The organism is Synergistaceae bacterium (assembly GCA_031272035.1).
GTDB lineage: Bacteria > Synergistota > Synergistia > Synergistales > Aminobacteriaceae > JAISSA01.
In genome coordinates, this window is sequence record JAISUO010000084.1 from 26998 (window position 1) to 38304 (window position 11307).

9 protein-coding genes and 1 pseudogene are annotated in these 11307 nt (G+C 59.2%); 4 read left to right on the forward strand and 6 right to left on the reverse strand.

The genetic code is table 11. The features are described from left to right. The 5 genes and pseudogenes from LBR61_09960 to LBR61_09980 form a co-directional block, all read right to left on the reverse strand. Positions 1-3105 carry a hypothetical protein gene (locus LBR61_09960; protein ID MDR1732401.1) on the reverse strand — a complete coding sequence of 1035 codons (3105 nt, stop codon included), beginning with the start codon at positions 3103-3105 and terminating at the stop codon, positions 1-3. Positions 3106-3148: 43 nt separating this feature from the next. Then, the gene (locus LBR61_09965; GenBank protein ID MDR1732402.1) at positions 3149-3889 is read right to left on the reverse strand and encodes a hypothetical protein; all 741 of its coding nucleotides are present in this window, start codon (positions 3887-3889) and stop codon (positions 3149-3151) included. Positions 3890-3926: 37 nt separating this feature from the next. Next, a complete protein-coding gene (locus LBR61_09970) occupies positions 3927-4208 on the reverse strand; it encodes a zinc-ribbon domain-containing protein (GenBank protein ID MDR1732403.1) in 282 nt (93 codons plus the stop codon). A gap of 159 nt (positions 4209-4367) precedes the next feature. Next, a pseudogene (locus LBR61_09975) lies at positions 4368-5098 on the reverse strand (SPFH domain-containing protein). 15 nt (positions 5099-5113) lie between these two features. Beyond that, on the reverse strand, positions 5114-5701 hold the full coding sequence (locus tag LBR61_09980) for a DUF4234 domain-containing protein (protein MDR1732404.1): 588 nt from the start codon (positions 5699-5701) through the stop codon (positions 5114-5116). Between the two features lie 256 nt (positions 5702-5957). On the opposite strand from LBR61_09980, the gene LBR61_09985 reads away from it, so the two are divergent. The 4 genes from LBR61_09985 to LBR61_10000 are packed head-to-tail and all read left to right on the forward strand — an operon-like array spanning position 5958 to position 9622. Then, a complete protein-coding gene (locus LBR61_09985) occupies positions 5958-6209 on the forward strand; it encodes a hypothetical protein (GenBank protein ID MDR1732405.1) in 252 nt (83 codons plus the stop codon). Then, on the forward strand, positions 6206-6607 hold the full coding sequence (locus tag LBR61_09990) for a PIN domain-containing protein (protein MDR1732406.1): 402 nt from the start codon (positions 6206-6208) through the stop codon (positions 6605-6607). Before LBR61_09985 ends, LBR61_09990 begins: the two co-directional genes overlap by 4 nt. A gap of 26 nt (positions 6608-6633) precedes the next feature. Further along, on the forward strand, positions 6634-8058 hold the full coding sequence (locus LBR61_09995; GenBank protein MDR1732407.1) for an extracellular solute-binding protein: 1425 nt from the start codon (positions 6634-6636) through the stop codon (positions 8056-8058). Next, positions 8036-9622, forward strand: coding sequence for a helix-turn-helix transcriptional regulator (locus LBR61_10000; GenBank protein ID MDR1732408.1), 1587 nt, complete (start codon positions 8036-8038; stop codon positions 9620-9622). Before LBR61_09995 ends, LBR61_10000 begins: the two co-directional genes overlap by 23 nt. Here the strand turns inward: LBR61_10000 and LBR61_10005 are convergent. Next, the gene (locus tag LBR61_10005) at positions 9597-11093 is read right to left on the reverse strand and encodes a histidine kinase (GenBank protein ID MDR1732409.1); all 1497 of its coding nucleotides are present in this window, start codon (positions 11091-11093) and stop codon (positions 9597-9599) included. The two genes, LBR61_10000 and LBR61_10005, sit on opposite strands and share 26 nt — an antisense overlap. Positions 11094-11307 lie beyond the last annotated feature (214 nt).

Consider the following 11307-nt stretch of genomic DNA (forward strand, 5'->3'; position numbering starts at 1 on the left):
TTACTGCATCCTCTGGTAAACGATGGAGAACCCGTTGGGAGCTGTGATCTGGAACATACTGCCGTCGGGGGCCATCTGGAAGAAGTTGGAGAACGCCATTCCCGTGGTCGTCTGACCAACCATCATGTTGCCCTGAATCTGAAAGATTCCAGCCTCGGCGGGCATTCCGTTGATCCAGCCCTGATACCGGTTGCCCTGGTACTGCATCACCCACTGCTGGCCGTTCACCATCGCCCCCCACACCCCGTCCAGACTTACCTGCTGCGGAACCGGCGGCTGAGGAGGAGCGGACGGACGGGGGCGTATCACCGGCTTTTGCTGTTCCGCCCGGTCGTAGATCATCGACTTCCCGCTGTCCAAAAACGTCAGCACCAGAGAATCTCCCTCAGGAATGAAGGCAAACCCCGGCAGAGCGGACTGCTGCCCGTCCGGCGTCACCATCACCAGGCTGTCCCGCACCGCGTACCGGCCCGCGAGGTTCTTTCCCGTCGCGCTCCTGTACTCGAATCGACCGCCTGAAAAGATGAAGGAACTGTTATCTTTTCCTGTCCATGTTCCTTCCAGCACCCGGGCGGAAAACAGCTGATCGGAGATTGGAACCAGCACGACGGGAGACAGATTGAAGGCGTCGAACATTTTCCAGACGTATCCGGTTTCGTCCGTGACCAGCACCGCGAAATTGCGGTCCGCCAGGGAAAAACCTTTCCATGAGTCGTTCCACTGGAAACGGCTGAGAAAGGGCACGCCTTCCTGCTCCCAGTTGAGATAGAAGGTCATATCCTCTTCACCCGGCGTCTGCTGAATGGCGATCAGGTTCTCGCCGCCATTGGGGTAAGGCCCCAGTTTGATTTCGAGGACGCTTCCCGTGGGGGCGATGATGAGCGTTTCATCGTCCCGCCGGGGGACTCCCGCGGCCACGGCGTAGCGGCCCGGCAGTTTCGCGAGCCCCTCCCTGTTGGTCACCTCCAGCCAGGGGGTGATGTTGGGGTTGGCCTTCACCGCCACAGGGCGGCTCATCCGCTCCGCGCCGGTTCCTCCAAGAGACTCCGCCATTCCGGCGATTTTCATGTACCGGCCCTCGGGAATCAGCTCAAGGATCACACTGACGCCCTCTTTCCAGACGAGCTCCTCCCCGGGAACCTTCCGGACCTCGCCGTCGCCGGTTCGTTTTTCCAGAGTGGGGCGGAACACGCCTCCCGGTATGGGAGTCACCGCGAAGGTCGTGCTTCCCTCCCACTCGCCGGGAACGACGGCGGTCATGCTTTCGATGCTGTAAAACTCCGTGTTGACCTTCACCTCCACGGGCAGTTCGCCATTCGTCTCCGAGTCGGAATAAGTTCCCCTGACGATGAAGTGCTTCGAGTCGCTCAGGTCCAGAAACTCCGCCGTAACGAGAACGCTTTTTTCTCCGTTGGAGAACCGGTGAGCCATGCCGCCCACCTGATAGGCCAGCTCGTTTCGCCCGTCTTTGAAAACAGGCGTCAGAATCTCATCGGATGCCGCTTCGGCCCTCTTTTGCAGGCTTTCCGGGTCCAGCGCCTCGTCCATGAGGATGCTGCGGGTCAGAGTGGTGTACTCTCCGTTGGGGTCGCCGGAGTCCGACATGGACATGCCCATCTGAGCCCAGAGAATGTATTTCCCCTCTATGACCAGCCTGACCCAGCTTCCGTTGTCCGCGTCCCGGCCCGACAGGGGAACCACCGAATCCGAGGGAGTGATCGAAAGGTCCGCTCCGCTTTTGACCGTCTTCACGCCGGCCTTCAGAACGGGATTTCCGAACTCCACCTCCGTCACCTCGGGGGCCTCCATACCCTCTTTTTTCTGAAATTTATGAAGGTTCGACAGGGCGGTCAGCCAGCCGGTCTTTTGGTTGAAGTCGGTGTCTTCGTATCGGGGGATCACGTTGTCCTCCCGCAGCGGAACGTAAATGGACAGCCCCCGCCCGCCGGGGAATCCCGGTCCGTTCTCCGTGGCCAGAATCATGGATTTTATCGCAGCCTCCGCCGCCTCGATCTCCTTCAGGGGCGGATTTTTCAGGGTTTCTTTCATCCGGGCCAGCCAGTCCAGCGCGTCCACGCTGCTGAAGGCCCCCCGACCGGCGGTATAGTCGCTTCGTCCTCCGTAGTTTTGAGTGTAGAAGGCCGTGCGGGTGACCGCGTCCCATTCCTCCGACATCCGGCCGGACAGAGCTTTCGCCAGAGCCCCGAAGGCCGCCGTCATTTCGTCGGCCCTGGACAGGTCACAGGCGGTGATGGACCAGTCCTTTCTGTAACTCAGCCCACGGGTTCCGTTCTTCAGAAGATTCACCGCCAGCCTGTCCGTTTTGTCTCCGCGGGCGAAGAGGGACAGGGCGCTCACGTAGTCCATGCCCAGGGCCGACACCGGAGTGGGGGCCGCCAGCATATACCGGGCGAAGGGCGCACAGGCGGCGGCGACCTCGGCCTGACCCATCAGGCACATCTCGAAAACCAAAAGGTCCGCTCTGCCGCCGGGGAACAGGCCCGAAACGCGGGACAGAACGCCCTGGAACTGCTCCAGGCTCATGAGGGTCTGGTTTCCTTTTCCGTCGTCCTGATCATCCAGAAGCCCGATCCAGGTTCCCCCGTGGTTCCAGAGCACCAGCGCGACTTTGGGGGCGGGGTATTTTTCGAGACCGGCGCGGATAAAGGCCTCCAGAGTCGCGGGCGAGGCCATGTCCAGCTCGCCGCAGTCCGCCAGAAGCTCCGAGTTCAGCTCCCGAAGCTCTCCCTCCGGGGCGTCGGGGCCTTTCGACGGCCGGATGTGATACGCCCGGGCCCCCGTCCAGTCCCCCAGACCGGCTTCGAAGCCCTGAGCCCGGTCCAGCAGTACCGCCACATCCACTTTGCCCTTCGCCTCCGCAAGACCCTGCTCCAGATTTCTCATATGGTACAGCGCCTGAAATTCCAGGTTGTTGTCTCCGTCCATATAAATGAGAATCGTCCACTCCCGTTTGTCCGAGGGCTCCGGCGTTCCCCAGTCTCCCAGAGAAACGGAGGCGGCCGCGGGCATAATATTGACGGAGAAAATATTGGTCAGGAGCCAGATACACATTAAGACCCCCGGCGCCGCTTTGAATTTTTTCACGTTCACCCCTCCCCTGCGTCTTTTTTTTGGTTATTTTTTCGGGTCACTTCGATCGGAGAATCGCCTCGTTGCGGGCCTTCAGCGCCCTGTCGGCCTCCACCGCCGCCCGAATAAGGTCGTCCAGCCGGGCCGATGTTTCCTCGCCCGAAGCGGACAGCAGCAGCTCCCCTTTGACCTGAACCTCGTCCAGAGTCCGAGTCAGCGCCGCTTCCACGCCTTTCGAGGCCTGGGTTGGCTCGGAGTACAGGAGGTTGTCGGCCAGTTTGCGAAGGGGCGTCAAAGCGCCCGCCATATCGGGCCGGGCGCCGAAGCGGGACAGAAGGTCGTTCACTCGGGCCGATTCGTCCCCCAGACGGTTTTTGGCCTCCCGAACCACTTGTTGGGCCCCGCCGCTTTTGAGGGCCGCCATGTTGATGAACTGCAGGGGCAGAAGAAAGACGAGTCCGCCGGCCACGTGGAGCAGGAAATATCTGAGAACGCTCATCTGGACGAAGGCGTTGAACACCGACGCCAGGATGACGAACACCACATAAAGGCACGCCAGCATGAGCTGCGTAAAGGTGTGGGGCGGCTGACGGCTGGAGTCGGAGTAGACGATCCGGGCGGCGAAAAGCCCCGACAGAACCGCCGAAAAAAGCAGAAGCCCCATGGAGATCCAGAACGTGGTGTTACGCTGTTCCGGAGTGGTCAGGAAGTAAATGAAAATACCCGCGACGACGCATACGGCCGCCAGAGTCAAAAAGATATTGAACGCCTGCCTGAATTTGTTCAACTGAACTCCCATGATGTGACACCTCCAGATTTAGAGCGGATTGCGATTTTTAACTGACCGCTTTGCCGCAGTTGGCGCAGAAGGACGCGCCGGGCGGAATGGACGCTCCGCACTCGCAGGTTTTTTGCAGGGCGGTTCCGCAGCCGGGGCAGAATTTCACGTCCCTCTCAATGACCGCGCCGCACTTTGGACAGGTGAGCGCCAGAGGCTTGCCGCACTCGGAGCAGAACCGGGCGCCTTCCCTGTAAGGTTTTCCGCAGTGCGGACATTTTTGGGCCTCCGGAACGGACTGAGGCGAGGGGGTTCCGGCCAGGCTCAGATTTTGCGCCATCTGACCGGCCATCTGCCCGAAGGCCCCGCCGGTTCCCATGCCCACGCCCAGCCCGATGCCCGCGCCCATGAGGGGATTTCCGCCGCCGCCTCCGGACTCGGCCAGTTTTTCCATGGTGTCGAAGGAGCGCATTTGACGGTAGTCGTAGCCCACGACCTCCATTCGGGCCCGGTCGGACAGGGCCTTCCGAATCTCCACGACGGCGGGGTCGTCCTCCGGGACGTTGACGGAGCCCACGTAGAAGTTCAGGACATCGATGCCGTAGTCGTCGAAAACGGACTTCAGACGCTCCACGCTCTCGTCCGCCATCTCTCCCATGTAGGCGCTGACCTCGAAGATGTTGATCTTCTTTTTTACGAGATAGGAGGCGATCAGGTCCCCGATGCGGTTCAGGATCAGCCCCCGGAAGGCGGAAACCAGCGTCTCACGGTCGAGCTGAGGCCGCGTTCCCACCAGTTTGATCAGGAACTTCCGGGCGTCCTCCACCCGAACGCCAAACTGCCCGTAGGCCCGGACGGGAATGGGAATTTTGTACTCCGGATCCCGCAGCTGCAGGGGATGGGCCGTCCCCCACTTGACGTCCAGCACGTGCATTTTGTTGACGAACCACACCGAGGCCTTGAAGGGAGACTCCCCTCCGGTGGGAAGGTTCAGAAGACGCCCAAGAATGGGATGTTGTCGGTGGACAGGGTGTAGCGCCCCGGACCGAAGCGGTCCAGCGCCTGCCCGTCCCGGAACAGGATGGCCTCCTGAGACTCCTGAACGATGAGCTGCGTCCAGTTGCCCAGTTCGTCGCTGCGTTTGGGGTTTTTGGGGTCCACCCAGCGCCAGGCGAAAATATCCGACGGATCGATGCTGCTGTCGAACTCCACAATTTGAACCAGAGCCATCTCACCGGACCTCCTCTAAAGCCGCGCTTCCAGCAGGCGCGCATCGATCATGCGGTTGATGGACGACTGCAGGTAGAAGGGGCCGAACAGCACGGTCCACAGCGCCGACGGCGCCACAAGAGCCCCCAGAGCGTTCTGCGGGGCCACCCGCGCGGCGTAGCTCCTGAGCAGCTCCCGCATGGTCCAGGCGACGTAAACCACGAACGCCGTAAAGCAGAGAAAAATCGGCTCCCTCGCCTCGGCCAGCTCCGGATCGTTCCTCGCGCCCATCGTCACAAGAAGATACAAAATATGAACGACAAGAAGCCCCCAAAGTTTTCCGCCGGTTTTTTTGCGTCCCGGGTCCAGGGCCTTGAAGGACTCCCGGCGCAGCACGTACCAGATGCTGTAGTACAGCCCCAGCGTGCACAGGCAGCAGATCACCATCATGCCGACGGACGTCCTTTTGAACCGGACTCCCCCCGCGGAGGAGTCGAACCCTCTCTGAAACTCTCCGCCGGGGCCGGAAAACGGGGAACGGGGAACCTCCACAACAGAACCGCAATAATCGCATATCTTCGCTCCAGGGGGCAGCGCCGCCCCGCACTTCGCACAATTAGCCATTCAAAAGCCTCCTTGTCATTCCTGTTATTGTTTTCATGAGAGTCTAAATTGCGCTTATATTAGAGTAACATGACGCAGGGGACATCCTTTTCAGGTATGAAATGAATCATATTTTAGTATGAAACCGGCCTCATACTTTAGTATGAAGTGAAGCTCAAACCTCTTTCAAAACTCGAAAAATCGACATTCCCCTTCGCGTTTTCCTTTTTCGCGTTCTCTTTTTTATGGGATAATAGGGACAAGAGGGAGGATCGTCATGCATACGTATCAGGCTTACTGTGAAAAGGGAAGAATTGTACCCGTGGGTAATCCGGTTATTCCGGAAGGACGGAAAATCATTATAACGGTCCTGGACGAAGGGAGCGATGATCAGAAAATATTGCGACGTTTGAACGCGCTCGCTGAATTTCGCAGGGAGATTCGAGCTTCCGTGGACGAGCCACTGGGCCCTGAATTTGACGAAATAGCAGAAAGGCGCGTCAATATTACGCGTGAAGTTGATTTATGACAATTTTCGCTTTGGACACGAATATCGTTTCATATCTTTTAAAAGACGATGAGACCGTTTTTAATCATTACTTTGAAGAAATAGCGAAGGGAAATGATTTTATAATACCTCCGATAACGTATTATGAAATCAAACGCGGGCTTTTTGCCTGTAACGCCGTTGCGAAAATCGCCGCTTTCAATCGCATGTGCCAGGAATTTGGCATAGGGGAAATGAATATCGCGATTTGGGATGAAGCTGCGCGGTTATTTGCGACAAATCGAAAAACGGGCCTCGTAATGGACGACGCCGATTTGTTTATCGCCGTTTTTTGTCTGGTGGGCGGCTATACCCTCGTCACCAATAACATCAGACATTTTGAAAGGGTGAAAGGTCTTACGCTTGTGAACTGGAAATAAACGCGTATCACGGGGAGAACAGATTCATGCCCAAATTCACGTCCGGCAAATTCGTGGCTGTAATCGTGGGGATCGCCGTCGTTCTGGGGGCGGGGGTATATTTTTACCTTGCCCGGCGCGGGGAGTCCCTGGGACCTCACAACCCCGTGGCGCTCACCATCTGGCACAACCCCAGCGGTCAGACCCACCACGCCATGACGGAAGCGGTGGAGCGCTTCAACCGCACGGTGGGTCAGAAGACGGGAGTGACCATCAACGTGACCTCCGTGGGGAAGTACGAGATCTTTCACGAAAAACTCGAAATGATCTCCAGAGGGGACCCCGCCGCTCCGGAGCCGCCGGACATCGTCATCGCCTACCCGAAATCCGCCGTGCTTCTCGTGCGGAAAAACATGCTCGTCAACTTCGACGATTATTTTTCCGGGGAGGACCTGGCGCGCTTCATCCCCCGCTTCATTGAGGAAGGCCGTCTGGTGGACGGAGGGCTCTACGTCTTCCCCATCGGGAAATCCACCGAGGCCCTGTTCGTGAACCGGACCCTTTTCGACCGATTTGCCGCCGCCACCGGAACGCGTCTCGAAGACCTGGCCACTGTGGAGGGGCTGGTGGAGGCGTCCCGAAAATACTATGAATGGACGAACGCCAGAACTCCCGCGCCCGGCGACGGTCTGGAATTTTTCTCCATCGACAACCCCTTCAACTTCGCTCAGGTCGGCTTTGCCCAGCTGGGGGAAGAATTTTTTTCCGGGCCTGCGATGAACCTGTCCTCGCCGGTTTTCCGCAAAATATGGGACGCCGCCTACATCCCCATGGCCCGAGGCTGGGAGGCGACCTACGACGGGTTTGGCTCCGACCTGGCCAAGGCGGGTTTCGTGGTCTGCTGGACGGGAACGACCGCCTCCATCACTTTTTTGCCGACCCTGATGAACTACCCGGACAACACGAAAGAGCCCGTGTCCTTTGATATTCTCCCCTACCCGGTGTATAGAGGGGGCCGTCCCGTGGCCATCCAGCGCGCCGGAGGGTTCTGCCTTTTCAAATCCACACCGCTTCGGGAGCGGGCCGCCATTCTGTTTCTCCGGTGGCTCACGGCGCCGGAAGAAAACCTGCGCTACCTCGGATCCACCGGATACCTGCCGGTCACCCGGGAGGCCATGCAAACCATCATGTCCTCCATTGAATCCTCTGAACCCTCGGCCTCCGATTCGCTGCACGGGAAATTTCTCGCCCTCACGGCGCGCATGGACAGGGAATACGACTTTCACGTGCCGAAACTGCTGGACAACTTCGGCGAGATGGAGATCGCCTTCGAAACGAGGCTGAGGCGGGCGGCCGCGACGGCCCGTGAGCGCTTCCACAGCGCTTCCGAAGGGATGGGCTCTGAAGAGATGGACGACGCGTCCTTCGCAAAGGCGACGGCGGGAGATTATGAACGTTTCATTTCCAGATAAAGGGTTTCGGGCCTCGCTCTGGTCCCGGCTTTTCATCTTTTTCCTGCTGCTCGTCATGACGATGACGGCGGCGGTGACCTGCGTGCTTCTCCTTTCGGGCTATTTTTCCGTGGAAACCGCCGCGAACCGACGCGCTCTCGACGCGGAAATTTATCAGCTTTCCCACGCCCTCGAACGGCAGTTTGGAGAAATTTCGGCCCACGCTCTGCAGTTGTCCCGTCAGCTTTCCCGCAGCATCGAAGACCACCTGGCCAAGGCCGGAGCCGCTCCGGAGGACCTTTCGACCCGTCCCGATCTTGTGGAAAGCGTCATCGACGACCTGTATGACCCCCTGTTCTACTCCTGCGGCGTGGCCAGGGCCAGCGGAGTGTTCCTGATCCTGAACTCCACTGCCGGCAACCACGGGCGCGACGTGCTTTATTCCCGGGCGGGGTTCTACATCAAAAACTGGGAGCCCAACATCGTCAGCGACGCGTCGCCGGCCATTCTGTGCCTTCGGGGCTCCACCCGCATCGCCTACCGGCGGCGGCTCGTTCTGGACCCCCAGTGGACCATGGAGTTCGACGTGGAAGGCGAAAACTACTATTACCTCCCCCAGCGCGCCGCCACAGACAGGTCCGGGGCGGCCAGAAACCTCTATTACTGGCAGCCGGCGGGAGCGATCAAAGGCTCCAGCTACCGGGCGATGCTCTGCAGCGCGCCCCTGACGGACTCTCAGGGGAAGGTGTTCGGCGTCTGCGGCTTCGAGGTGAGCGACATTCTGTTCAGGATGTCCTACGTGCCGGCGGGGGGAGCCTACAAAAGCGCGTTCTGCGTTCTGGCTCCCGCGGAGGCCGGCGTTCTCGACATGAGCCAGGCCCTGATCTCCTGGCGCTACAACGAAGTCGGCGAACCCCGACTCGGTAAAGGTCCTCTCGTCAGCGGCGGAGACGGCTACACGGAATACCGTCTGGGGCGGGACGAGGCCTTCGCCGGAATGCACCGGAAGGTTCGAATCTACTCCGCGGACTCCCCCTTCGCGGGAAAAAATTTCGCCCTCGCCATCCTGACGCCGAGGGCGGACGTGGACGCCGCGGTGTCCAGCCGCAACCTGAAAATCGCCCTGTGCGCGGCCTCGCTGCTGGCCGTGGGCGTGGCGGCGTCCTATTTCTTCAGCAAATGGTATCTGGATCCCCTCCTGAAGGGCCTCGACGCGATACGCACGGGCATGGAAGCGGGGACGATGGAGGGTTCCGGGGGACCGGAAAGCGGAACCCGCATTCAGGAAATCGACGACCTGATCGAGTTCCTGAAGAGCGTCAGCGGAACGGAAAAGGTGGTCAACAGGCTCTCTGAGAAGGTGATGGAAGAGTTCGCCGAAAAAGTGAAGCTGCTGACTCCCGCTGAGAAAAAGGTTTTCGACCTTTGCGTGAAAGGACACTCCGCCGAGGACATCGCGCGCCTGCTCCATCTGAGCGTCAACACGGTCAAATCCCACAACACCCGCATTTTCGCCAAAATGAACATCTCGTCCAGAACGGAGCTCCTGTCGGCTTACGTCAAGAATCTTCGCGGCGAGAAGTGATACCTGTCTGCGCATGGGCGGGAAAGCGAACGTCGATGAGACATCCCTCTCCGGGAGCGGATTTCACGCGCATCGACCCCTGCAGAAGGCGGACTCTTTCGTGCATGTTGGCCAGGCCCCTGTGTCCCGACGTGCGCAGGTGTTCGTAGTCCGAGTCCGAATCGGCCAGCAGGACTTCCCGGGCAAAACCTCTCCCGTCGTCCTGAATGACGAAATGAAACTCTCCTGCTTTTTCCCCCGATTCCTGCCCGATTTCCCGTTCTTCCTCCTGTTCTTCCTTCTGAAGAGAGACCCGGATATGCCTGCTCTCTCCATGTCGGACGGAGTTCGACACCGCCTCCTGCAAAATTCGCACAAGCGCCAAAACATGTTCTTCCGGAAGATTTTCGCAGGCCGCATCGTCCAGCCTGTCGATGCCGAGGTCGATTTCGACGCCATAAACGGAGGTCAGGCGGTCCGCGTTTTCGTACATGGCGCTTTTCAGCCCCAGCTTCACCCAGGAGGGAGACAGCTCGTCACAGTAGCCGCGAATCTCGCCGGCCACCTCCTGAGAGACGCTTTCCGCCACGGCGAGCTGCTCCCGGGAAGCGGCGTCCTTTTCGGGATCCAGAGATTCCTGCGCGAGCTGAATCCGCTTGACCACCGCCACAGCTCCCTGAAGCGGCCCGTCATGAAGATCCCGGGCCAAACGCTTCCGGGCCGTCTCCTGAACCTGCACCAGGTCGCCGATGTAGCGAACCTTCAGGTCTTCTCTGGCGATAGCCCCCAGGGCCAGCTCCCGAATCGCCTGCACCAGCGCCCCGATCTCGAAGAGGCTCGCCCCGGAGGGAAGAACGGGAAGCTCCTTCCCCCATTTCATGTTGGCAATTCCCTCCGCGATACCCCGCAGGGGGGACACCAGATATTTCCACAGAAAGAACATTCCCAGCAGAAGCACCCCTGATATGGCCGAGGTTGCCACCATGCCGAAACGCCAGAATCCCGTCACGGGCTCCAGCAGGTGAGACTTCGACACGGCGGCCAGCGCGTAAAGGCCCTCTCCCAGATCCCGGACAGCCATGTAATAGCTGTTTCCGTCGGAACTGCGGACCTCCACCGGGCCCTTCGCGGCAAGGTTTCCTTCCCAGAGAGGAAGCAGCTTTTCCGCGCCGGGGGAGGCGGTGAGAACGCGTTTGTCCTCCGTCAGAATCAACACCCCGCCCTGTTCCGCGTCCCGGGTGACGGGAGTCGTGGACAGCATACGAAAATGCATCAGACTGCGTCCTCCAAAGGTGCCGCCCCGCCTTTCGCTGTACACGGAGTAGGACGTGGAGGGAGTGATAAACCCTTCCGCCAGTTCCATGACGTAGGAACGCATCATGGAGTTCATCGCCTCTTCCTGCTTGTTGTAAGAATAAACGGTTACGAACAGATTGAGGGCGCTCAGCAGCGTCACCCCCAGCATCAGCGCAAACAGCAGCGATTTTTTCATCCCTCGGCCCCCAAACACCGATTCATACCCATTTGAAATCAATTTCATAATAATTCTCCTTACAAATATATGATTATACGCCACTTTTCCGCATTTCTCCCGCCGAAGACGCGACAAAAGCGGAGTAAAAACGTGACGGACCTTTGTTATAATTAATTGAAACGACAGGGCCGAAAAGAGGAGAGCGCGCCATGAGCGAAACGACAACTCACGA

Bases quoted from the DNA above. Each gene is read 5' to 3' on its own strand.
- LBR61_09965 (MDR1732402.1), bottom strand. From the start codon at position 3,889: ATGGGAGTTCAGTTGAACAAATTCAGGCAGGCGTTCAATATCTTTTTG.
- LBR61_09970 (MDR1732403.1), bottom strand. From the start codon at position 4,208: ATGGCGCAAAATCTGAGCCTGGCCGGAACCCCCTCGCCTCAGTCCGTT.
- LBR61_09980 (MDR1732404.1), bottom strand. From the start codon at position 5,701: ATGGCTAATTGTGCGAAGTGCGGGGCGGCGCTGCCCCCTGGAGCGAAG.
- LBR61_09985 (MDR1732405.1), top strand. From the start codon at position 5,958: ATGCATACGTATCAGGCTTACTGTGAAAAGGGAAGAATTGTACCCGTG.
- LBR61_09990 (MDR1732406.1), top strand. From the start codon at position 6,206: ATGACAATTTTCGCTTTGGACACGAATATCGTTTCATATCTTTTAAAA.
- LBR61_09995 (MDR1732407.1), top strand. From the start codon at position 6,634: ATGCCCAAATTCACGTCCGGCAAATTCGTGGCTGTAATCGTGGGGATC.
- LBR61_10000 (MDR1732408.1), top strand. From the start codon at position 8,036: ATGAACGTTTCATTTCCAGATAAAGGGTTTCGGGCCTCGCTCTGGTCC.
- LBR61_10005 (MDR1732409.1), bottom strand. From the start codon at position 11,093: ATGAAAAAATCGCTGCTGTTTGCGCTGATGCTGGGGGTGACGCTGCTG.